The organism is Nonomuraea sp. NBC_00507 (genome assembly GCF_036013525.1).
Lineage (GTDB): Bacteria > Actinomycetota > Actinomycetes > Streptosporangiales > Streptosporangiaceae > Nonomuraea.
Map to the genome: position 1 here is coordinate 1962199 of NZ_CP107853.1, position 21497 is coordinate 1983695.

At 67.4% G+C, this 21497-nt stretch carries 21 protein-coding genes and 1 tRNA gene; 18 read left to right on the top strand and 4 right to left on the bottom strand.

Annotation, left to right across the window (positions count from 1 at the left end):
* Positions 1-207 precede the first annotated feature (207 nt).
* The 9 genes from topA to OHA25_RS10110 all read left to right on the top strand — a co-directional run bounded on the left by topA (position 208) and on the right by OHA25_RS10110 (position 11235).
* Complete coding sequence (gene topA / locus OHA25_RS10070; RefSeq protein WP_327587304.1) at positions 208-2898, top strand: type I DNA topoisomerase; 2691 nt, start codon at positions 208-210, stop codon at positions 2896-2898.
* Positions 2899-2912: 14 nt separating this feature from the next.
* Complete coding sequence (locus OHA25_RS10075) at positions 2913-4229, top strand: metallophosphoesterase (protein ID WP_327587305.1); 1317 nt, start codon at positions 2913-2915, stop codon at positions 4227-4229.
* 71 nt (positions 4230-4300) lie between these two features.
* Complete coding sequence (locus OHA25_RS10080; protein WP_327587306.1) at positions 4301-4843, top strand: helix-turn-helix transcriptional regulator; 543 nt, start codon at positions 4301-4303, stop codon at positions 4841-4843.
* Positions 4844-4982: 139 nt separating this feature from the next.
* A complete protein-coding gene (gene tmk, locus OHA25_RS10085) occupies positions 4983-7034 on the top strand; it encodes a dTMP kinase (RefSeq protein WP_327587307.1) in 2052 nt (683 codons plus the stop codon).
* A gap of 56 nt (positions 7035-7090) precedes the next feature.
* Positions 7091-8263 (top strand): DNA polymerase III subunit delta', encoded by a 1173-nt coding sequence (locus tag OHA25_RS10090; RefSeq protein ID WP_327587308.1) that lies wholly within the window; start codon positions 7091-7093, stop codon positions 8261-8263.
* Between the two features lie 127 nt (positions 8264-8390).
* Complete coding sequence (locus OHA25_RS10095) at positions 8391-8960, top strand: SigE family RNA polymerase sigma factor (RefSeq protein WP_327587309.1); 570 nt, start codon at positions 8391-8393, stop codon at positions 8958-8960.
* Complete coding sequence (locus OHA25_RS10100) at positions 8957-10006, top strand: permease-like cell division protein FtsX (protein ID WP_327587310.1); 1050 nt, start codon at positions 8957-8959, stop codon at positions 10004-10006. Before OHA25_RS10095 ends, OHA25_RS10100 begins: the two co-directional genes overlap by 4 nt.
* Before the next feature lie 122 nt (positions 10007-10128).
* On the top strand, positions 10129-10950 hold the full coding sequence (locus tag OHA25_RS10105) for a PSP1 domain-containing protein (RefSeq protein WP_371825794.1): 822 nt from the start codon (positions 10129-10131) through the stop codon (positions 10948-10950).
* A gap of 208 nt (positions 10951-11158) precedes the next feature.
* Positions 11159-11235: transfer RNA gene (locus tag OHA25_RS10110), tRNA-Thr, on the top strand.
* Between the two features lie 51 nt (positions 11236-11286).
* On the opposite strand, the gene OHA25_RS10115 is transcribed toward OHA25_RS10110, so the two are convergent.
* Positions 11287-11580: a tyrosine-type recombinase/integrase gene (locus OHA25_RS10115; RefSeq protein WP_327587311.1), complete on the bottom strand. Its 294-nt coding sequence runs from the start codon at positions 11578-11580 to the stop codon at positions 11287-11289.
* A 257-nt stretch (positions 11581-11837) separates the two neighbouring features.
* Between OHA25_RS10115 and OHA25_RS10120 the strand changes: the two genes are divergently transcribed.
* The gene (locus OHA25_RS10120; protein ID WP_327587312.1) at positions 11838-12422 is read left to right on the top strand and encodes a dihydrofolate reductase family protein; all 585 of its coding nucleotides are present in this window, start codon (positions 11838-11840) and stop codon (positions 12420-12422) included.
* A 323-nt stretch (positions 12423-12745) separates the two neighbouring features.
* Here the strand turns inward: OHA25_RS10120 and OHA25_RS10125 are convergent, their stop codons facing one another.
* Positions 12746-13753 carry an RNA polymerase subunit sigma-70 gene (locus tag OHA25_RS10125; protein WP_327587313.1) on the bottom strand — a complete coding sequence of 336 codons (1008 nt, stop codon included), beginning with the start codon at positions 13751-13753 and terminating at the stop codon, positions 12746-12748.
* A gap of 305 nt (positions 13754-14058) precedes the next feature.
* Here OHA25_RS10125 and OHA25_RS10130 point away from each other — a divergent pair, with 305 nt between their 5' ends.
* The gene (locus tag OHA25_RS10130; RefSeq protein ID WP_327590954.1) at positions 14059-14475 is read left to right on the top strand and encodes an NUDIX hydrolase; all 417 of its coding nucleotides are present in this window, start codon (positions 14059-14061) and stop codon (positions 14473-14475) included.
* A gap of 488 nt (positions 14476-14963) precedes the next feature.
* Positions 14964-15452 (top strand): GNAT family N-acetyltransferase, encoded by a 489-nt coding sequence (locus OHA25_RS10135; RefSeq protein ID WP_327587314.1) that lies wholly within the window; start codon positions 14964-14966, stop codon positions 15450-15452.
* A 23-nt stretch (positions 15453-15475) separates the two neighbouring features.
* On the opposite strand, the gene OHA25_RS10140 is transcribed toward OHA25_RS10135, so the two are convergent.
* Positions 15476-15613 (bottom strand): hypothetical protein, encoded by a 138-nt coding sequence (locus OHA25_RS10140; RefSeq protein ID WP_327587315.1) that lies wholly within the window; start codon positions 15611-15613, stop codon positions 15476-15478.
* Positions 15614-15697: 84 nt separating this feature from the next.
* On the opposite strand from OHA25_RS10140, the gene OHA25_RS10145 reads away from it, so the two are divergent.
* The 3 genes from OHA25_RS10145 (at position 15698) to OHA25_RS10155 (ending at position 17909) form a co-directional block, all read left to right on the top strand.
* On the top strand, positions 15698-16015 hold the full coding sequence (locus OHA25_RS10145) for a hypothetical protein (protein WP_327587316.1): 318 nt from the start codon (positions 15698-15700) through the stop codon (positions 16013-16015).
* Positions 16012-17319: a class III lanthionine synthetase LanKC N-terminal domain-containing protein gene (locus OHA25_RS10150; protein WP_327587317.1), complete on the top strand. Its 1308-nt coding sequence runs from the start codon at positions 16012-16014 to the stop codon at positions 17317-17319. The genes OHA25_RS10145 and OHA25_RS10150 overlap by 4 nt, the downstream gene beginning before the upstream one ends.
* Positions 17320-17576: 257 nt before the next feature.
* Positions 17577-17909, top strand: coding sequence for a DUF4326 domain-containing protein (locus OHA25_RS10155; protein ID WP_327587318.1), 333 nt, complete (start codon positions 17577-17579; stop codon positions 17907-17909).
* Position 17910: 1 nt separating this feature from the next.
* Here OHA25_RS10155 and OHA25_RS10160 read toward each other — a convergent pair whose 3' ends face one another.
* Positions 17911-18810, bottom strand: coding sequence for an LLM class flavin-dependent oxidoreductase (locus OHA25_RS10160; RefSeq protein WP_327587319.1), 900 nt, complete (start codon positions 18808-18810; stop codon positions 17911-17913).
* A gap of 107 nt (positions 18811-18917) precedes the next feature.
* Here OHA25_RS10160 and OHA25_RS10165 point away from each other — a divergent pair, with 107 nt between their 5' ends.
* The 3 genes from OHA25_RS10165 (at position 18918) to OHA25_RS10175 (ending at position 21492) form a co-directional block, all read left to right on the top strand.
* On the top strand, positions 18918-19457 hold the full coding sequence (locus OHA25_RS10165; protein ID WP_327587320.1) for a DUF305 domain-containing protein: 540 nt from the start codon (positions 18918-18920) through the stop codon (positions 19455-19457).
* A 65-nt stretch (positions 19458-19522) separates the two neighbouring features.
* Entirely contained in the window at positions 19523-20221 is a 699-nt protein-coding gene (locus tag OHA25_RS10170) for a FadR/GntR family transcriptional regulator (protein WP_327587321.1), read from the top strand.
* Positions 20222-20241: 20 nt separating this feature from the next.
* A complete protein-coding gene (locus OHA25_RS10175) occupies positions 20242-21492 on the top strand; it encodes an ABC transporter substrate-binding protein (RefSeq protein ID WP_327587322.1) in 1251 nt (416 codons plus the stop codon).
* Positions 21493-21497 lie beyond the last annotated feature (5 nt).

Sequence of the window (21497 nt, forward strand, 5' to 3'; positions counted from 1 at the left end):
TAGGAGTAGTCGAGCACAACGATTAGTCTCCAGGGTGAGTCAGGGCGCCATGCCGCTCGATGGGCCTTATTCTGCGTGCTTGTGGGTGGACCCGGAAGGTAGTGGGTAGCCCGGGGGAAGGAAATTTCCGCGAGTCGGGTTACCTTTCAGTCTGTGCCGACTCCCGGCAGGGGGATTTTGCTAGCGAACAGCGAGGTAGGAAGCAGCGTGCCAGCCAAGAACGGCAGCGCCGGCGGAACACGCCTGGTGATCGTCGAGTCGCCGGCCAAGGCGAAGACGATCGCCGGGTACCTCGGGCGCGGCTACATCGTCGAATCGAGCATCGGCCACATCCGCGACCTGCCGGAGAGAGCCGACGACATCCCTGAGAAGTTCAAGGGGGCGCCATGGGCGCGTCTCGGGGTGAATGTCGAGCACGACTTCGAGCCGCTGTACGTCGTCAACCCCGACAAGCGGTCGCAGGTCGCCAAACTGCGGCAGCTGCTGAAGGACGCCGACGAACTCTATCTGGCCACCGACGAGGACCGCGAGGGCGAGGCCATCGCCTGGCACCTGCGCGAGGTGCTCAAGCCCAAGGTTCCGGTGCACCGCATGGTGTTCCACGAGATCACCCCGCAGGCCATCCAGGACGCCGTGGCCAACCCGCGCGACCTCAACCTCCGCCTGGTGGACGCCCAGGAGACCAGGCGCATCCTCGACCGGCTCTACGGTTACGAGGTCAGCCCCGTGCTGTGGAAGAAGGTCAAGCCCAAGCTGTCGGCGGGTCGCGTCCAGTCCGTGGCGACGCGGCTGGTGGTGGAGCGTGAGCGGGAGCGCATCGCGTTCACGTCGGCCCACTACTGGGACCTGCAGGCGCTGTTCGACACCAACAAGCCGGAGGAGCGTCCGCGCGACTTCACCGCGACGCTGACCCTGGTCGACGGCAAGCGGGTGGCGCAGGGCCGCGACTTCGCCAGCACCGGGCGGCTCAAGAACGCCGATGTGCTGCACCTGTCCGAGGCGGCCGCGGGCGAGCTCGCCGGGCGGCTTCAGGGGGTGTCGTTCGCGGTCAAGTCGGTCGAGCGCAAGCCGTACACGCGCAAGCCGTATGCGCCGTTCCGGACGACCACATTGCAGCAGGAGGCCAGCCGGAAGCTGGGATTCTCCGCCAAATACACGATGCAGGTCGCCCAGCGGCTCTACGAGAACGGCTTCATCACCTACATGCGTACCGACAGCATCACGCTGTCGGAGACGGCGGTGGCGGCCGCGCGCTCGCAGGCGATCAAGCTGTACGGCCGCGAGTACGTCCCGGACAAGCCCCGCGTCTACAGCAGCAAGGTCAAGAGTGCGCAGGAGGCCCACGAGGCGATCCGCCCCTCCGGTGAGGAGTTCCGCACGCCGGGCGAGACCGGGCTGTCGGGCGACATGTTCCGCCTCTACGAGCTGATCTGGCAGCGTACGGTGTCCTCGCAGATGAAGGACGCGGTCGGCGAGTCGGTCACGGTGAAGGTGAGCGGCAGGTCGTCGGCCGGGGAGAACGTCGAGTTCAGCGCGTCCGGCCGGACGATCACGTTCTACGGCTTCCTCAAGGCGTACGTGGAGGGGGCCGACGATCCGTCGACCGACCGCGACGACTCCGAGAAGCGGCTGCCCAACCTGGCCGAAGGCGACCCGCTCAGCGTGACCAGGCTCGACGTGGCCGGCCACTCGACCAAGCCGCCCGCCCGTTACACCGAGGCGTCGCTGGTCAAGGAGCTGGAGGATCGGGAGATCGGGCGGCCGTCGACGTACGCCTCGATCATCGGGACGATCCTCGACCGCGGCTATGTGTTCAAGAAGGGCACGGCGCTGGTGCCGTCGTTCCTGGCGTTCGCCGTGGTCAACCTGCTGGAGCAGCATTTCGGCAACCTGGTCGACTACGACTTCACGGCCGACATGGAGAAGGTGCTCGACGACATCGCCAACGACCGGGCGGAGCGGGTGCCGGAGCTGCAGCGGTTCTACTACGGCTCCGACGGCGACGAGGGCCTGAAGGAGATGGTCACCGACCTCGGCGACATCGACGCCAAGGAGATCAGCTCGTTCCCGGTCAGGGGGTCGGACATCGTCCTGCGGGTCGGGCGGTACGGCCCCTACCTGGACAGGGAGGGCGCCCGGGTCAACGTGCCCGAGGACATGACGCCCGACGAGCTGACCGCGGAGAAGGCCGAGGAGCTGTTCTCGCGGCCGACGGGTGACCGCGAGCTGGGGCACGACCCGGTGACCGGGCACATGATCGTGGCCAAGGACGGCCGGTACGGGCCTTATGTGACGGAGGTCCTGCCCGAGCCGCCCGTGGACGAGGAGGCTCCCAAGCGGCGGACGAAGAAGGCCGACGCGCCGAAGCCCCGTACGAGCTCGCTGTTCAAGACGATGTCGCTGGACACGATCACGCTCGAGGACGCGCTCAAGCTGCTGTCGATCCCCAGGGTCGTGGGCGAGCTGGAGGGCGAGGAGGTCACGGCGTACAACGGCAAGTTCGGGCCCTACCTGAAGAAGGGCACGGACTCGCGCTCGCTGGCCTCCGAGGAGGCCCTGCTCACGGTCACCATCGACCAGGCGAAGGAGCTGTTCGCGCAGCCCAAGCCGCGTGGGCGGCGGGCCGCTACAGCGGCGCCGCTGCGCGAGCTGGGCGACGACCCCAACTCCAAGAAGCCGGTCGTGGTGAAGGAGGGGCGCTTCGGCCCCTACGTGACCGACGGCGAGACCAACGCCTCCCTGCGCAAGGGTGACACGGTCGAGGACATCACGATCGAGCGGGCGGCGGAGCTGCTGGCCGAGCGGCGGGAGCGGGCGCCGGCGCCGAAGAAGACCACCACGACGAGGAAGGCGCCGGCGAAAAAGCCTCCCGCGAAGAAGCCGGCTGCCAAATCGTAAGTAGCATCTAATACGTGGTGGTCCTGATCTTCGTCGGCCTGGTGCTGCTGGCGCACTATTACCTCTGGCACCGGCTGGTGCGTTCGACCACCGGCCCCGGGCGGCTGCGCAAGGCGCTGACCTGGGGCATGGTGGGCCTGTTCGCGCTGGTCGTGGGCACGTTCGTCAGCACGCGGATGGAGTTCGGGCACTGGCTGGCCTGGCCGGGGTACGTCTGGCTGGCGTTGCTGTTCTATCTGTTCCTGTTCTTGGTGGTGCTGGAGATTCCGCGGGCTGTGGCGGGGTTGTTCCTGCGCATTGCCGAGCGGAAGCGGGCGCCGGAGGCCGAGTTCGAGCCTGTCCCGGTCCTGGCCGGCACGGCGGCGCCGGTCGAGGAGACCGCGCAGGTTGAGACCGCGCCGGTTGATACGGTTCCGCCGGTTGAGACGCTCCCGTCTGCTGAGGGGGGCGCCCTTGGTGAGAGGGCCGCGCCGGCTGAGAAGGCCGCGCCCCCTGCTCCGCTGAGCAGGCGGTTGTTCCTCGGGCGGGCCACCGCCGCCATCGCCGGGGCCGGCGCGCTGAGCGCGGTCGGCTACGGCATCACGAGCGCTCTGGGCGATCCGGTGCTCGAGCGGGTCAAGGTCACGCTACCGAGCCTGGACCAGCGGCTCGGCGGCCTGCGGTTCGCCGTGGTCAGCGACATCCATCTGGGACCGCTGACGGGCAAGGCCCACACCGAGCGCATCGTCCGCATGATCAACGGGCTCGAGGCCGACGTCGTCGCGATCGTGGGCGACCTGGTGGACGGGTCGGTGGCCCAGCTCGGCGCGCTGGCGCGGCCGCTGAAGGACATCGAGTCCCGCTACGGGGCATATTTCGTGACCGGCAATCATGAATACTTCGCCCCCGGCGGGTTCGCCGAGTGGATCGAGGAGTTGGGGCAGCTCGGTGTACGCCCGCTGCGAAACGAGCGCGTGGAGATCAGGCACCAGGGCGCCGTCCTCGATCTGGCCGGGGTGAACGACCTCAACGGCACCTCCCAGGGTGACGGTCCCGACTTCGACAAGGCCCTCGGCAACCGCGACACCAGCCGGTCCACGGTGCTGCTCGCGCATCAGCCGGTCCAGGTCGACCAGGCCGCCCGCCATGGCGTGGACCTGCAGCTGTCCGGGCACACGCACGGCGGTCAGATGGCGCCGTTCAGCCTGGTCGTGGGGCTGCAGCAGCCGGTGGTGTCCGGCTTGGCGACCGTGGACGGGGTGCAGGTCTACGTCACCAGGGGCGCCGGGTTCTGGGGGCCACCCGTAAGGGTCGGGGCCCCGCCCGAGATCACGATGCTGGAACTCGCCTAGCGTAGTCGAGTGGCCACAGGGCGCCATGATGCCGTAGTATCCGGACGGATACGCACGGGGAAGGATCATCCATGGTGTCCTCGCCGATGGAGGCGGCGCTGGCGTCCGGTGTCGCCATCTGGGCCGAGCGCGGTGGGCTGCTGTTCAAGCAGGCCAGGCACGCCGCGTGCATGAACCAGAAGGCGCTGGCCACCGTCAGCGGCACGTCGCGGACCACGCTGTCGGCCTATGAGCACGGCAGAAAGTCACCGACGCTGGAGACGGCCGGGCGCATCCTCGACGCGGCCGGGTTCCGGCTGGCGCTGGAGCCGAAGGTGGAGTTCACCGCGCGGCCCTTTCCTGTGCCGAGCCGGTTGTGGCGGTTGCCGGTCGCCGCGGCGCTGGGGATGGCGCGGCTGCGTGGCCGCGACTACGACCTGGCCGACCGTGCGGAGCGGAGGGCGGCATACACGCTGTTGTTGTGCGAGGGCAGTCCTCAGGAACTGCACGACCACGTGGACGGTGTGCTGCTCGCCGAGCTCTGGGACGATCTGGACCTACCACCCGATATCCGGGCCGAGTGGGGCCCATTGGTAGCAGAGGCTCGAGATGGGACTGGAGTTTTCAATTGGTGATATTTTCGGGGACCCATTCGAGGTGTGTAACCTGCGCGCGGGGCCGCGTACGTAATACCCTCGGCCACGAGTCCGCCGGGAATATCCGGCTCGTCTCTTGTCCACCCGCTTCTGGTCAAGACCTGGATACCCTGAAATCATGACTGCCCCTGGCCGACGCCGCCCTACCCACGTGCTGGCCAACGCGCCGTTTCGACGGCTCTGGATGGCCATGTCGGTGTGCAGTCTGGGTGACTGGCTCAACATTCTCGCGCTGACCGCGCTGGCCGCCAACCTCACCCAAGGTGACGACTACCGTGTGCAGTCGCTGGCCGTCGGCGGTGTCTTCATCGCCAAGATGTTGCCGGCCGTGCTGCTAGGGCCGCTCGCGGGCGTGTTCGCCGACCGGTTCGACCGGCGGCTGACGATGTTCGCGGCGGACCTGGCCAGGTTCGCCGTGGTGCTGTCGATCCCGGTGGTCAACAGTTACCAGTGGATCATCGTGGCGACCATCCTGGTCGAGTGCGTCAACCTGTTCTGGGTCCCGGCCAAGGACGCCACGGTGCCCAATCTGGTGCCGAAGGAGCAGCTGGAGTCGGCCAACCGGCTCAACCTGCTGGTCACGTACGGCAGCGCGCCGGTCGCGGCCATGTTGTTCGCGGCGCTGTCCGTGGCGGGCGACCTGATCAGGACCGTCGTGCCGTTCCCGGCCGGCCGGGACGCCACCGGGCTGGCGCTGGTCGTCAACGCCTGCGCCTACCTGGTGTCGGCATTCCTGATCTTCACGTTGCGTGACATCCCCAAGCGGGACGGCGCGATCTCCACCCCCTCTGTGCTGAAGCAGATCGTCGAGGGCTGGCGGTTCGTCGGCGGCAACCGGCTGGTGCGCGGGCTGATCATCGGCATGCTGGGGGCGTTCGCCGCCGGTGGGGCCGTGGTCGGCGTGGCGAGGATCTACGTGAGCACGCTCGGCGGCGGCGACGCGGCCTACGGTGTCGTGTTCGCGGCGGTCTTCGTCGGCATGGCGCTGGGCATGTTCTTCGGGCTCCGGCTGCTGCGCGAGTTGTCGCGGCGGCGGCTGTTCGGGGTGGCCATCACGGTGGCGGGGCTGGTCCTGGTCGCGATCGCGCTGGTGCACAACCTGGTGATCGTGGTCATGCTGACCGTGCTGCTCGGGGCGTGCGCCGGGATCGCCTGGATCATCGGCTACACGCTGATCGGGCTGGAGGTCGAGGACGGGCTGCGTGGCCGTACGTTCGCGTTCCTGCAGTCCACGGCGCGCGTCACGCTGCTGCTCGTGGTCGCCGTCGCCAGCCCGCTGGCGGCGCTGTTCGGCGTGCACAGGCTGGAGCTGGGCGAGTTCGCCTACCGGTTCGACGGGACCAACCTGGTGCTGGTGGTCGGCGGGGTGCTCGCCACGATCGTCGGCCTCCTGGCGCTGCGCCACATGGACGACAGGAAGGGCGTCTCCCTGGCGGCGGATCTCATCGCGGCGGTGCGCGGCGAGCGCTTCCCCTCCGAGGCCGTCGAGCACGTGCCGGGGTTGTTCGTGGCGTTCGAGGGCGGCGAGGGGTCGGGCAAGACGACCCAGGCGCGGCTGATCGCCATCTGGCTGCGCGACCAGGGATACGACGTCGTGCAGACGCGAGAGCCGGGCTCCACCAAGGTCGGCATGCGGCTGCGGGCCATCCTGCTCGATGCGGCAGAGCGAGGGCTGTCGGCGCGCTCGGAGGCGCTGCTTTACGCCGCCGACCGGGCCGAGCACGTGGAAAAGGTGATCCGGCCGGCGCTCTACCGGGGCTCACTGGTGATCACCGACCGCTACGTGGACTCGTCGCTGGCCTACCAGGGGGCGGGTCGGGCGCTCGATCCCAAAGACGTTTCCAAGATCAACGCTTGGGCGACGGGTGGGCTGGTGCCACATCTGACCGTGCTCATCGATACGCCGCCCAAGCTGGGGCTGACCCGGCTGGGCGGAGCGGTCGACCGGATCGAGGCCGAGCCGCTGGAGTTCCACGAGCGGGTGCGTAAGGAGTTCCGGGCGCTGGCGGCGGCCGCGCCCGAGCGATATCTGGTCGTGGACGGCACCCAGCCGCTCGAGATGATCACCCGGCAGATCCAGGACCGCATCCGCGACATCCTGCCCGACCCGGTCCCGGAGGAGACGGAGGACGTCACGGGGACGATGCCGGCGATCCGCGACTGGGGGTGAGGCCCTCACCCCCGTTGTTGCGCCCACGTGGGGTTGCGGGCAATTACCCTTAGCGCGTGACCGTTTTCGATGACCTCGTGGGGCAGGACAAGGCGGTAGCCGTGCTGTTGCGGGCCGCGGCAGCGGCCGGAGAGGTCGTCGGCGGCGGGCGCGGCGCGGGCATGACGCATGCCTGGTTGTTCACCGGCCCGCCCGGCTCCGGACGCCAGGACGCCGCCCGTGCCTTCGCCGCGGCGCTGATGTGCCCTGACGGCGGCTGCGGCCACTGCGACCAGTGCCACCAGGTGCTGATCGGCTCTCACCCCGACCTGGAGTCCGTACGCCCCGAGGGCCTGTCCTACAGCGTCAAGCAGACCCGTGAGCTCATCCTGCGTGCCGCCGGGGCGCCGACGCAGGGGCGGTGGCGGGTCATCCTGTTCGAGGACGCCGACCGGGCCACGGAGTCGGCCGCGAACGCCCTGCTCAAGGCCATCGAAGAGCCCCCGCCCCGCACGGTGTGGCTGCTGTGCGCGCCTGCCCCCGACGACCTGATGATCACCATCAGGTCGCGCTGCCGGCTGATCACCCTGACCACACCCAGCGCGGACGCCGTCGCCCACGTGCTCGCGACGCGTGACAGCGTGCCGTGGGAGACGGCCGCGTTCGCCGCCAGGGCCTCTCAGGGGCACATCAGCAGGGCACGGGCGCTGGCGCTCGACGAGGGGACCAGGCAGCGGCGCGAGGCCGTGCTGAGCATTCCACGCTCGCTCACGGGGGTGGGGGAGTGCGTGTCCGCCGCCGAGCGTCTGGTGAAGACGGCGGAGGAGGAGGCGGCCGTGGCCACGGCCGCGCTCAACGAGAACGAGACTGCCGAGCTGCGCAAGCTCTACGGCGAGGGCTCCACGGGCAAGGGACTCAACCGGGGGCTGGTGCGGGGCGGGGCCGGGGCGCTGAAAGAGCTGGAGGACCGGCAGAAGTCACGGGCCACGCGGATCAAACGGGACTCGCTGGACTCGGCGTTGCTCGAGCTGGTGTCGTTCTACCGCGACGTGCTGGCCATGCAGTTCGGGGCGGCGGTGGAGCTGGCGAACGACGACATCCGGTTCGATCTCGATCAACTGGCCAAGCGGTCGACGCCCGAGGAAACAATGCGGCGGATCGATGCGATCATGCAGTGCAGGGAACGGCTCGCGGCGAACGTCAACCCGCAGATCGCGGTCGAGGCGATGATGCTGGCGCTGCGCCCCTGAAGGCCCGCGGCGGGGACAATGCCTAGTGGGCCCAGCGGGCGGACAGGCGGGGACCGGGGTGCGGCGCTTGCCGTCCAGCAGTGGGGAACCGGGATGTGGCGTTTGCCGGTCGGCGGACGATAACCGGGTGACTGAAGCAGCAGACGAGGTTGCCAGGCGTCTCTGTTACGTGGAAGTGGAACTGCTCACCCAAGGTGAGGCCCTGGTGCGGCGGCAGGTCGACGTGGCGGCGATCTTCGCCGATCATCACGTGGGTCTCGTACGGCTGGCACTCATCATGGTCGGCGATCAGGCGACCGCCGAGGACGTCGTGCAGGAGGCGTTCGCCCGCACCCATGCCGGCCGCGGCAGGCTGCGGGACGTCGACAAGGCCCTGGTTTATGTGCGCTCCGCGGTGCTCAATGGGTGCCGGTCGATCCTGCGAAGACGGGCGGTGGTGTTCCGGCGGGCGGTGCCCTACGAGCCACCCGTCTGGTCGGCGGAGAGCGCCGCGCTCATGGGCGAGGAGCGGCGCGAGGTCCTGCTCGCCCTGAGAGAGCTGCCGCGCAGGCAGCGTGAGGCGTTGACGCTGCGCTACTACCTCGACCTGTCCGACCAGGAGATCGCCGAGACCATGGGGATCAGCGCGAGCACGGCCAGGTCCACGATCGCGCGAGGGCTGGCCGCCCTCGGCCGAGCACTCAAGGAGGGATCATGAACAGCCCGGTCGAAGACAGACTGCGTGAGGCACTCGCCGAGGCGGGGGCGGCGATCGACCCCAGCACTCTCAGGCCGCTGCGCGCACCGCAGCGGCGGCGGCTCCGGATGAATTTCCGGCTGGTGGCCGTGGCGGTGGCCGTAGTGCTCGCGGGGGTGGCGACCGCCGCGGGGCTGGGCGGTCTCGAAGGCGAGGACCACGTGGTGGCGACGAACCCGGAGCAGGCGGATATGGCCGTCTTCTTGTGCACGAAGTCAGCGCCGAAGGAGACGCTGTGCCGGGGGCGCGACGTGAGCCTGGAGGAGGTGCGCGCGGTCGAGCGGGCGGTGAGGGGGCTGACGCAGGTCGAAGAGGTGTTCTTCGTGGACCAGGCGAGCGCCTACGACAGCTTCCGGGTCAGCTTCGCGGACAACAAGGCGCTGCTTGACTTGGTCAAGGTCACCGACATGCCGATGTCGTTGCGGCTGGAGATCAAGGAGGGGGCTGATCCGCGCGAGGTGCAGCAGGCGCTGCGAGGACTGCCCGGGATACGGAGTGTCGTGGATCGGAAAGCCGCCTCTGCCGAGGCGTCGGCGTCGGCCGAGCGGCTGTCGGAGCCGCGGCTCAGCGTGTTTCTCTGCGGCAAGGGGTCCACCCTGCCGGCGTGCGCTGCCGAGCGCGAGTCCCGGGGCAAGGACAAACTCTCTGCCAAGCGGGGCAAGGAAGCGACGTACGCCCAGAAAACGGCCATCAGGAAGCTGATCGAGGCCATGCCTGAGGTCCACTCGTACGTCTTCGAGGACAAGAAAGCGGCGTATGAGAACTTCATACGCGCGTACAAGAGCAACAAGGCGATTGTCGAGGCAACCCGCGTGGAGGACATGCCCGAATCCTTCCGGTTGGTGCTGAAGCCGAACACCGACTGGGCCGAGACGGTCGCCACGCTGAAGCGCCAACCAGGGGTGGCCTCGGCCAACTACATTCCCTGCCTGGCCGTGCAGGCCACGCTGGAGATCGACTACGGCTTGTTCCTGCATGACAGCAAGGTGTGCCCGATCAGCAAGTGATCCGGCGAACATCCACCTCCGCACCCCTGACCTTCCGCGTACGGACCCACGTAGTGTGGCAACGAAGGCCGCAAGAACCCCCGAGGCCGTCAGGAGGCGAGCTCGAGCCCATGGGAATGATCATGGCCGTGAGCTTCACCCGTTATGGGAGGCTCTACTACCTCGATCCCGGCGGGCACAGCCCGAAAGTGGGCGACAAGGTGCTCGTGCCGACCGACTCGGGTCCGGAGGTGGCGGAGTGCGTGTGGGCGCCGCAATACTCGAGTGAGGACATCGACGGGCTGCCGGTGTGCGCGGGGCCGGCAGGTGAGGAGCATCTGGCCCGCGACGAGTCCAACAAGCGCCGTCGGGCCGAGGCCCGCAGCGTGTCCAAGCGCCTGATCAAGCGGCACTCGCTGCCGATGAAGGTGGTCGGGGTCGACTATCTGGACCAGGACAACGTCTACACGGTCTATTTCTCGGCCCCGCACCGGGTGGACTTCCGTGCCCTGGTCCGAGATCTGGCCCGCAACCTGCGTGCCCGGGTCGAGTTGCGCCAGATCGGCCCGAGGGACGAGGCGCGCCTGCAGGGCGGCATCGGCCCGTGTGGCCGTGACCTCTGTTGTGCCACCTTCTTGAAGGACTTCGAGCCGGTGTCCGTACGCATGGCCAAGGACCAGGATCTGCCGGTCAATCCGCTGCGGATCGCGGGCGCGTGCGGGCGGCTCATGTGCTGCCTCAAGTACGAGCATCCGCTGTATCAGGAGTTCCGGGCTTCGGCGCCCCGGGTGGGGGCCAGTGTGGAGACCCCGCAGGGGGCGGGGACGGTCGTGGGGCACAACGTGCCGTCCGACTCCGTGGTGGTGCGGCTCAACGATGGGGGGCGGCGGTGTGCGTGCTCCAAAGCAAGCGTGTGCTCGCCGCGTCAACAGCACGACGCCATGTACGGCGACGGACCGTCATAGCCAGGGACGCGGACGTAAGCGGGCCGATCGAAGATGAGCAGCCGGACATCGCAGCCCAGACAGTACTCACGGAGGGCGCGGGGCGGTGAATACTCCGAGGCAGGTCACTGGGAAGGGCTGGGGGCGGGGTGATCTGTCCGGGCATCGGGTGATCGGAGGGAGCGAGAACCCCTCAGGCTCCTGTAGACTCTTCCAAGCCAAACGGCGCGCCGCCTTAGCTCAGTCGGCCAGAGCACTTCACTCGTAATGAAGGGGTCTCGGGTTCGAATCCCGAAGGCGGCTCCAGGTCAAAGGCCCCCTGTGATGATCACAGGGGGCCTTTTGCTCACACCCTTGCTAACAGGGCTCCTCCAGAGACTTGGCGAAGATGTCGGCGGCGGCTGTTTCCGCCGAGCGGATTACGTGGGCATAGACGCGGAGAGTGATTGCCGGGTCAGCGTGGCCGAGGCGGGCCGCGACGACGTGGACGGGAACGCCCGCCAGAAGCAGCATCATGGCGTGCAGGTGGCGGAGGTCGTGTAGGCGGATTATGGGGAGCTTCTCGGCGGCCTCCTTGTTATGGTCCTCGATCAGCTTCCGAGGCAGGTTCGTAACGGTGGTGGGATAGATGGGGCCGCCCCAGGCGGTCAACAGCTCCTGGTCAACACACGCTTACGCAGTTCCAGCAGCCAAGGCCCCGGTAGCACACATGTGCATTCAGGAGTCGGAGGGAGCCGCAGCCGTCTACGCGAGCAGCGTTCCCCTCGCAAGGGTCAGGCCGTCCTCGTAGTCCCTCAGGATCTCTCTGAGCTTCTCCTTGCCTCAGTCGGACGCGGATCGCGCACCGATTAGGTTTCCGCGCCGTGCCCGTCTGTACATGTGAGATCAACTCACAGGAGGCTGACACGATGCGAAAACTGATCTTCGGCATGAACGTGACCCTGGACGGCTACATCGCCGCGACCGGCGACGACATCGGCTGGAGCGGGGGAGAGGGACCGGACTCCTCGCCGAGCGCCGAGCTGTTCCAGTGGTGGTACGAACAGATGCGGTGCAGCGAGCTGTCGCTGTACGGGCGCAAGCTGTGGGAGACGATGAGCTCCCACTGGCCGACCGGCGACCAGCAGCCCAACGCGACCCCGGCGGAGATCGAGTTCGCGCGCCTCTGGCGGGACATGCCGAAGGTGGTGTTCTCATCGACGATCGACAAGGTCGACTGGAACACCCGTCTGGTCACCGGCGACGCGGTCGCCGAGATCGCCCGGCTCAAGGCCGAGGACGGCGGCCCGATGGACATCGGCGGCGCGACGCTCGCCGCGGCGGCCATGCGGGCCGGGCTGATCGACGAGTACGCGATCGTCACCCATCCGGTCCTGGTGGGCGGCGGCACGCCGTTCTTCACAGCCCTGGACAACTGGGTGAACCTGAAACTGGTCGAGACGCGGACATTTCCCGGCGGCGTAGTGCTGACCCGATACGAGACGAGGCGATGAGCACGGGTCGAATGCTCGGCTCGTAAGGCCAGGCCGAGTTCCTTCCTGGCGTGCTCACCGTGACCCTCGGCGATGAGGGAACCTTTCCCGGCCCTTCCTTGCTTTCCGCGTGAGCTGTTGACCGGCTCGCTGAAGATGAGGACGACGGCGTCGTTGATCGTGACGATGTTCTTCGGGCATAGGGATGCCCCGCCGGCAACGCCGGCGGGCGGTGGTGCTCGCGTTGCCGCGTTGGTGTTCAGCTGGTCGGGGTGCTCATTCCGCGGTGACTTCGGTGACGCCGGTCCGTGCGCTGGACTCGTCGACGATGGGGACTTGTCTGATCACAGCGTCGCGGGCAGGTCCAGCCATGGTTTGTCGGTGGCGTCGAATCCGGTGAGCTCGGCGATCTTCCCGTCGACGATGTGCAGGACCGCGATGGTGAACAAACGGTATTCCGGGTCGTCGGGGGCGCGGAGGTACAGCGCGGCGGCAGGCATGCGGTTGACCGTCGTGGCGATGCAGCGCCAGTCGTCGTAGCCGCGCTGGAAGAGCCCATTGGAGACCCAGCCGTCCACCGCGTCCTTGGCCGTGACGACCAAGGTGCCCGGATCGGGCAGCATCGTGAAGCGCAGGTCGTCGCGCAGCAGGGCCATCAGCCCCTCGAGGTCGTTGCGCTCATGGGCGTCGATATACGACTTCACCACGTCGCGCTCGTCATCCGACAGCTCGTGCGTGGCAGGGCGCCGCCAGTCGAGGCGGCGGTCGGGTAGCTGCTCGCGCATCGTCACGCGCGCCCGCTGTAGTGCGCTGGTCACCGATGCGACGGTCAGATCGAGGGCGTCGGCGGCCTTCGGCGCCGGCCAGCCGAGGACGTCGCGCAAGATGAACACCGCCCGCTGCCGCGGCGGCAGGTGCTGGACGGCGACGATGAACGCCAGCTCGATCGTCTCCCGGGCCACCACCGATTCCTGCGGATCCTCCGGGAGCATCCGGTCCGGGTAGGGCTGCAGGTAGTGCACTTCCGAGCCCGCTCCCGGCAGCTCGGCAGGCACGGGTGTGCGGTCGTTGCGCTTCTCCAGAAAGTCGAGGCAGGCGTTCGTCGCAATCCGGTACAGCCAGGTCCGCAGCGCAGCGTGGCCCTTGAACGACTCCCGCTTGTTCCACACCCGCAGGAACGTCTCCTGCGTCATGTCCTGGGCGTCCTCGTAGTTCGCGAGCATCCGGTAGCAGTGCACCTGCAGCTCACGCCGGTAGGTCTCCGTGATGAGCGCGAACTGTGCTGCGTCGTTCGAGCGGGCCGCCGCGATGAACGCGGCCTCGTCGTCGCCTGGCAGTCTGGCGTCGGTCATGGTCGTCAATCCTTCCGCAGGTGGCGAGGGGCTACCAGAACTGACGACGTGGCGGAGTATTTCTGAGCGGTGAAGCCGTTCACACCGGGCCGTTCGTCAGGCCGGATGGGTCGGGTCGGTCCAGGGGACGTGTTCGGGTCGGGCGCACCTCGATGTCGAGGTGGGGGTCCCCGTGGTACTGGGGAAAGATCGGGCGGACATGGCTGGTTTGGCTGATCGCCCAGCGCAGTGGCCCATCCCGACCGGCCAGTCGGCGGCGGGATGCGCCCTGTCTGCGGCGGATCCGCATGGGTCAGAATGTGCTGATGACGATCTCCACTGACGACTCCGGTCCAGTCCGGATCGTGACGGCCGTTCTTCTCGACGGCGATCGGGTGTTGCTGTGTCATCGAAGCGCCGGACGCCGTTGGTATCCCGACGTGTGGGACCTGCCGGGCGGTCATATTGAGGAGGGGGAGGATCCGAGGGAGAGCCTCGTCCGCGAGCTTCGGGAGGAGTTGGGAATCACGGCGTCGGAGCCGTCCAGTCCGCCGCTGCATGAGATCCGTACCCCGACGTTCGACATGCAGATCTGGTTGATCGACAAGTGGACCGGAACACTCGTTAACGCCGCGACGGACGAGCACGACGCTGTGGCGTGGTTTGAGACGTCCGACCTTGACGGCCTGCGTCTCGCCCATGAGTCGTATCTCTCGATGCTCACCGCTGTGCTTGCCACGTGATGTCGCTCCGGAGGCCAGGGGATGCGCGCTCCGCGCCCGGCTCGGTTCATGATTGATTGCACGGAGGGTGAACGGGGCTTTGGAGCTACCGCCCGCGCTCCCAGCGGGCAGGATCTACAAGTGGTGCCGGTTCCCACGAACATCTCCGTAACATCTGGCGCCCAATCTCGCGTACGAGGCCAGGCTTGGCATCGAAGTGGCCGGGGGCCGTGACGATCGCTCGCCTCGGTGATCGTCGTTACGGTTGTGGCGATCGGCTGCGGCAAGGGTCTTCTCCGGCGGCGGCCCTTGCCGCCAAGCCCGGGAGCTGAGGGCTGCTGGACAACAACCAGTACAGCAACGCCGACGCACTCAACAGCACGGCGACCGCTTAGATCTGCTGGTCGGGTCCGTGCGAAGGCGATCGACGTGCTTTCTGCCTTGCCCTCGTAATGAAGGGGTCTGGGCCCTTGGGCTTCGGGATCGAACTTAGGACATCATTTTCCTCCATGACGACACCATCGGTTCGGATCCGGCAAGCCGTACGCGACGACGCCGGGATCTTGGCTCAGTTGAACCAGTTCGTTCATGGTCTACACGTTGATGCAAGGCCGGACATCTTCCGCCCGGCTCCCGCTGTTGAAGAGTTGATGCCGCTCTTCTCGGGGTTTTTGGCACGTGAAGGTGCCATCGCCTTCATCGCCGAGTCGGGCGACGATACCCCTGTCGGCTACATCACCGCGACCATCCACAATCGCCCTGCTGATGCCCTCATGCACGCGCGAAGCTTCGCCTTCGTCGAGCACATCGCTGTAGATCCACGAATGGCTCGTACCAGGGTGGGTTCGGCGTTGGTCGAGTCGGTTCGTGCGGCAGCTCTGGAGGCTGGCTGTACAAGCCTGATCGCAGACGTTTGGGACTCCAACAAAAAGGCCCTGGCCTTCTTCGAAGGGCAGGGCCTTGGTCCGATGCGGCATTGGTTGGAAGAGAAGTTGTAAGCGCCGAACGTGTTCATGTTCGGCTACGTGCCGGCCACGAGCCACATGCCCGGGAGGATCCTGGGGACGCCGGATTGCTCGACGAGGCCTTGGGCGACCATCGTCCGGGTCTTGGCGACGATCCAGGCGTGGCCGAGGATGCCGTCCGCAACGCGCGGCATGGGTCGACGGCGCTTTAGGTAGGGGTTACTCATGCGCTGTTTCCGCGGGCGGATCACGCTGGGGGCGGAAAGGAGAATCACACCATGTCCAACATCGAGAACGTCATCAACCGCGCCCTGCAGGACACGGCCTTCGCAGAGGAACTGCGTGACAAGAGCATGGCCGTGGCCAAGGAAGGGTTCACGGGCGCGGCGTGGCAGGAGCTAATCAGGCACTTCGCGCAGTCACCTGCCGCACTGGCCCAGATGTCGCCTACCGCGAGCGAGGAAGAGCTCGGAACGACCTCGCTGACCGTGACGACGACCACCACGACGACCACGGTCGCCTGCACGATCACCACGACGAGCACCACCACGACCACCACCACAGCACCGATGATGCAGCCGGAGATCACCGAGTGATCGCCCCGAAGGACGTTATCGGCACCGCCGAGCAGGAGTGGCGTTCGCTGGTGGCAGAGCATCTGCCGCACGCGGCGCCGGAGTCGATCTGGCGTTTCAACCGGCCGTCCAGCCCTCGGGCAGACGGTACGCAGGGCTGGAAGCTGCATGTGTCGGCGACCTCCCGCTCGGCCGCTGACGTGCTTCGCAAGGCGGCTCCGGTGCTGGCTGAGATGTCGGTGCTGTGGAAGGCGCCGGCGTCCATGGTCGAGATCCGCCGCCTGAACTCGGGCCTGTTCTACGGCTACACGCAGATCGGCAAGGTGATCACTGCGTACCCCGGCGACGCCGACAGGGCCAGGTCGCTGGCCGGACGTCTGGACGACGAGTTGCGCGACGTGTCCGGCCCCCGGGTGCCTTTCGACCGTCAGTTGCGGCCGGGCAGCGTGGTGCATTACCGCTATGGAGCGTTCCATCCAGTCGGGCAGGTCGAGGTGGGCGGCACGCGGGTGGACGCGGTGATCACCCCAGCGGGTCAGCTGGAGCCCGACCAGCGCGCCCAGGCCGTACCAGGCTGGGTGGAGGACCTGTTCCCCGCACCGCCGCCAGTGCCGCCGCAGGGTCCGCTCGCTTGCACCTACCTGGCCTACGAGCCCATCGCGCAACGCGGCAAGGGCGGCACGTACCTCGCGCTCGACCTGAGATCCTCACCAGCCAAGCGGGTGGTGCTCAAGGAGGGCAGGAGGCATGGGGAGACCGACTTCGACGGACGCGACGGCCGCGACCGCGTCGCGCACGAGGCCCGCGTGCTGGCGGAACTGTCAGCCGCCGGCGCCGCTGTGCCTACGCTGCTGGACTCCTTCGCATGGGAGGAGAACTACTACATCGTCACGGAACACCTCGACGGTCCGGGGCTGCTGGAACTGTCCGATGAACACGAGCGAGTACGAGCCGCCGCCGGCGTGGCGGCGGTGGTGGCCGGCATCCATGCCGTGGGTTGGGCGTGGCGCGATTGCAAGGCGACCAACCTGATCGCGACACCGGATGGGGTGCGAGCCATTGACCTGGAGGGCGCGTGTCCGATCAGCGACCCCGACCCGTGGCCGTGGGGTAGCCCCGGCCACGTGCCGCCGGAGTGGCCGTTCACCACATTGGTGGTCGAGCAGGATCTGTACGCACTGGGCGGGGTCATCCGCCAGCTTCTGGACGGGATATCGGTGCCCGCCGAGGTGAGCAGGTCCGTGGCGGCCCTGCTCGGTGATGACCCCGCCGGGCGGCCGCCTGCGGTCGCCGTACGGGATGCGTTATGGCGGTGGAGTAGTTAGCACCGAGCTTCGCAATCGCTCCGCTTCCGAGAGAAAGGTGGGCCGGCCACTCTTTCTGCGAGAGTGCACTTACCTGCCTGGCGCGTTCCGTTGATGACGACGATCCGCGTGTCCTTCAATGCCTCATAGACCAGTGAAGCTGCACGTCGGGGCAGGTAGTCAATCGCTTCCCGCACGACGACAGGCTAGCGTCGATGTTAAACCTGCCGAAGATCCAGTGTTAAATCTGCCGAAGATCGACGTGGGGAGGTTGCTGCATGCCACGCCGGGTCAAGGTCGAAGGCGACAGGTATCACGGACGCGTGCCGAAGGGGGCGGTGTACGTCGGCCGGGCGGCGCCCGGCCTGAAGGCGAGTCCGTACTGTAGCCCGCACGCCGTGGGACGGCGGGGATGTCGGGTTTGCGGTGGGCGGGTCCATGAGCGGGGTGAGGTGATCGAGCTGTACCACGATCATCTGCGGCAACATCCTGAGCTGGTTGAGCAGGCTCGGCGGGAGCTCGCCGGCAAGGATCTCGCCTGCTGGTGTCCGTGCGATCAGGAGTGTCATGCGGACGTGTTGCTCGCTGTTGTCGGTGGTCAGGAGCCTTGAGCTAGCGCAGGAGGTTGCGGACCTCGGCCAGCAGGTCCACCTGGATTCGCCAGTCGCCGCCGGCGATTCCGACGATCGCGTGGGCGGCCCCGGCGTCGCGGTAGGCGGACAGTTTCTCGGCGGCCTCCTTCGGGTGGCCGGTGAGGGGAATGTCGATGACCTCGTCCAGGGGGCGGCCGTAGGCGGAGGTGATTCCGGAGGCTATCTCCCGGCGGGAAGGCGCGCCGGAGCCGAGGGCCGAGGTGGCGCCGATGGCGATGACGGGTGCGGGGCGGTCGTGTTCGGCGGCCAGGTCGAACAGTTTCTTCCTGCCTTCGGCGACCTCCCGAGGGGAGATCAGGGAGGGGAACCAGCCGTCGCCGAGACGGGCCGCGCGGCGGATGGCCGCGGCGGAGGCGTTGCCGATCCAGACGGGCGGCATGGGCGCGGGCGGGGCCAGTTCGACGGAGGGCTCGCCGGGTTCGTCGTGGAGCTGGGTCCGCTCGCCGGCCAGGAGTCGGGGGAGCAGGGTCAACGCGGTGTCGGTACGGCGGCCGCGTTCGGCGTAGGGCACGCCGGCGGCGGCCCACTGTTCGGGGCCTCCGCCGGAGCCGATGCCGAGGATGAGGCGGTTGCCGGAAACGTGCTGCAGGGTTGCGATCTGTTTGGCCGCCCAGGCGATGGGCCGGAGGGCGGGGATGAACACGCTGGTGCCGATCCTGATTCGGGTGGTGGCGGCAGCGGCGGTGGCCAGTGCGATCGGGGCGTCCAAGGTCGGGGCGCCGATGGCCAGGTGGTCGCCGTGCCACACGCCGTCCAGTCCGGCGTTCTCGGCGTGTCTGGCCGCCTCACGCAGGTCGATGCGGTCGCGCTGCTGAACGGCGATTCCCGGCAGAATGACGCCGATCTCGAAGGTTCCCATGGGTATACGGTGCAACCTCGAGTTAAGTTGATGTCAATCGGGGAGGGCTTGCGCCCAGGATAGAAATCGCTTAGGAAGGTTTCCTATTAATAAATGAGGTGAGGCGGGTGCGGCCGAAGGTTGTCGCGACGGCGGCCCTGTCGGGGCTCCTGCTGATCATCATCGGTTGTGGGGCGCCCGGAACCGCCGAAGCGCCGGTCAATGCCGACGATGTGATGTTCGTGCAGATGATGGTGCAGCATCACCGGCAGGGTATCGAGATCGCGAAGGTGGGCACCGCGCGTGCCGCCAAGCAAGAGATCAAGACGCTCACCGCGGCCATTGAGAGCACGCAGCAGAACGAGGTTGAGATGATGTTGCGTTGGCTGCACTCCTGGGATCAGCCCCTCACCGCTCCGTCGACCGGGCACGCGCACCACGGCGGCATGCCGGAGACCGACGTCAAGCAGATCCGGGCGCTGAAGACGTCCAAGTCCTTCGAGCGGGACCTGCTCAATCTGCTGATCGCTCACCAGGATGACGCCGTGCAGATGGCGGGCATGGAGGTCTACAACGGGGCCAACCCGGCGGTCAAGGAATGGGCGAAGCAGGTGCGGGCCTCCAGGAAAGGCCAGATCGACATGATGACGGAGTGGCTCAAGCGCTGACGCGTAGCGGGACGGAGGGGACGACCCGTAGACGCCAATGGCATTAAGTGATTAGATCACTTGATATGTCCGAGGTGACGCGTCCCACGCTTTCCGACGCTCTGACCGAGCGCATGCTGGAGCTCATCCGTACCGGAGGGCACCGGCCGGGGGACAGGCTTCCCTCGACCAGGGAGCTCTCCCAGCGCTTCGCCGTCACCACCCCGACGTTGCGCGAGGCGCTGCGCAGGCTCGAGGCCACCGGGGCCATCGAGATGCGGCACGGCTCCGGCATCTACGTCGGAGCCGACATCGAGCGGCTGGTTCTGCCCAACCCCAACATGCGCGAGCTCCACGCCGCCCGGCTGCTGGAGCTGCTGGGCGCGCGCATCCTGATCGAGCCGCCGCTGGCGGCGCTGGCCGCCGAGCACGCGGGTCGCGAGGAGCTGGCCGCACTCAAGCAGGCGCTCGATGAGGCAGGCAGGCACCTGCGCGGCGAGGACGCCGAGCTGCACGACGCGAACATGACCTTCCACCGGGCGACCGCACGGCTGGCCGGCAACAGCGTGCTGCACGAGGTCGTCGATTCGCTGCTCACCGTCCACGGGCCTGAGCAGCGGGAGATCCTGCAGATCTTCGACGACCGGCGCCGCGACTACGAGGAGCACCTGGCGATCCTGGAGGCCATCGAAGCACGCGACGCGGCCGCGGCCGAAGAGCGGATGCGGGCCCACCTGGTGGACGTGAAGACCGTTATAGAGCACCGGTTGCAACCCCCCAAGTAGAGAACCAAGGAGGCCGGCCCATGTACCGGTCACGCATGGCCACGCTCGGCGTGGCGGCGCTCGTCCTGACCGCGTGCGGCGGCGGCAATGCCGCGGCGCCGCAGAAGAAGACCGAATTAACGCTGTACAACGACAAAGGCGCCTGGACGAAGTACTTCGACGGGATGGGCGCGCTGTCCAAGCAGAGCATCGGCCTGGGCATGAAGCCGACGGGATACACGGACTCGGCGCAGTACCAGGCGTTCATCAAGGCGTCGTTCCGCACGAACGTCAAGCCCGATCTGTTCACGTGGCAGACCGGGGGGATGCTGGAGGAGATCGTCAAGCAGAAGCAGGTGGCCGACACCACGGCCGTCTGGCAGGAGGCGATCAAGGCCGGCGACCTGTCGCAGGACCTCGCCCCCTACTACACAATCGGCGGCAAGCAGTACTGCGTGCCGATGAACGTCGCCTACTGGGGCATGTTCTACAACAAGAAGATCTTCGAAAAGTACGATCTGCAGCCGCCGCAGACGTGGGACGACCTCATCAAGACCGCGGACACCCTGAAGCAGAACGGGGTCAAGGCGTTCTACCACACCAGCGTGTTGTTCTCGTTCGTCTGGTTCGAGCAGCTCATGGCCGGCACCGACCCGGACCTGTACGATCGCCTGTCCACCGGCAAGGCCAAGTACACCGACCCGGGCGTGGTCCAGGTGATGGAGCGGTGGAAGCAGCTCATTGACGCCGGATATTTCATAAATCCGGGCGATAAGACCGACCCCGGCGATGTGCTCAAGAACGGCAAGGCCGCGATGGTGTCCTTCGGGACCTGGTTCAACACGAGCATGACCCAGCGCGACATGAAGCCGGGCACCGACTACGGCTTCTTCGCCATCCCCAACGTCAACGCCTCCCTCCCGAAGACCTCGATGATCTTCGAGAGCGGCCCGCTCTGCTCGCTGGCCAAGGCCGCCGACCCCGACGCGAGCATGAAGTACCTCAAGTGGTGGACGACCGCCGAAGCCCAGGAGAAGTGGGCCACCAGCCGGGGCGACGTAAGCGCCAATCCCAAGGTCGCCATTAAGGACGAGGCACTTGGCGCCGTCACCAAGGACGCAGGCAGCGGCAAGTATCGGCTGGTCAACCGCTACTTCGAGGCCACGCCGCCACCCATCCTGACGGCCGCGCTCGACGGGTTCAGCAAGTTCGTCACCGAGCCGGGCACCTACAAGGAGGTGCTGGACACCATCCAGAAGAGCGCCGACGAGTACTGGAGCACGCATCAGTGAGCACC

Coding starts and splice junctions, on each gene's coding strand:
- OHA25_RS10140 (WP_327587315.1), bottom strand. CDS start 15,613: ATGCCGCGCGTTGCGGACGGCATCCTCGGCCACGCCTGGATCGTCGCC.
- OHA25_RS10080 (WP_327587306.1), top strand. CDS start 4,301: ATGGTGTCCTCGCCGATGGAGGCGGCGCTGGCGTCCGGTGTCGCCATC.
- OHA25_RS10130 (WP_327590954.1), top strand. CDS start 14,059: ATGACGATCTCCACTGACGACTCCGGTCCAGTCCGGATCGTGACGGCC.
- OHA25_RS10105 (WP_371825794.1), top strand. CDS start 10,129: ATGGCCGTGAGCTTCACCCGTTATGGGAGGCTCTACTACCTCGATCCC.
- OHA25_RS10175 (WP_327587322.1), top strand. CDS start 20,242: ATGTACCGGTCACGCATGGCCACGCTCGGCGTGGCGGCGCTCGTCCTG.
- OHA25_RS10135 (WP_327587314.1), top strand. CDS start 14,964: ATGACGACACCATCGGTTCGGATCCGGCAAGCCGTACGCGACGACGCC.
- OHA25_RS10170 (WP_327587321.1), top strand. CDS start 19,523: ATGTCCGAGGTGACGCGTCCCACGCTTTCCGACGCTCTGACCGAGCGC.
- OHA25_RS10100 (WP_327587310.1), top strand. CDS start 8,957: ATGAACAGCCCGGTCGAAGACAGACTGCGTGAGGCACTCGCCGAGGCG.
- tmk (WP_327587307.1), top strand. CDS start 4,983: ATGACTGCCCCTGGCCGACGCCGCCCTACCCACGTGCTGGCCAACGCG.
- OHA25_RS10145 (WP_327587316.1), top strand. CDS start 15,698: ATGTCCAACATCGAGAACGTCATCAACCGCGCCCTGCAGGACACGGCC.
- OHA25_RS10155 (WP_327587318.1), top strand. CDS start 17,577: ATGCCACGCCGGGTCAAGGTCGAAGGCGACAGGTATCACGGACGCGTG.
- OHA25_RS10125 (WP_327587313.1), bottom strand. CDS start 13,753: ATGACCGACGCCAGACTGCCAGGCGACGACGAGGCCGCGTTCATCGCG.
- OHA25_RS10160 (WP_327587319.1), bottom strand. CDS start 18,810: ATGGGAACCTTCGAGATCGGCGTCATTCTGCCGGGAATCGCCGTTCAG.
- OHA25_RS10120 (WP_327587312.1), top strand. CDS start 11,838: ATGCGAAAACTGATCTTCGGCATGAACGTGACCCTGGACGGCTACATC.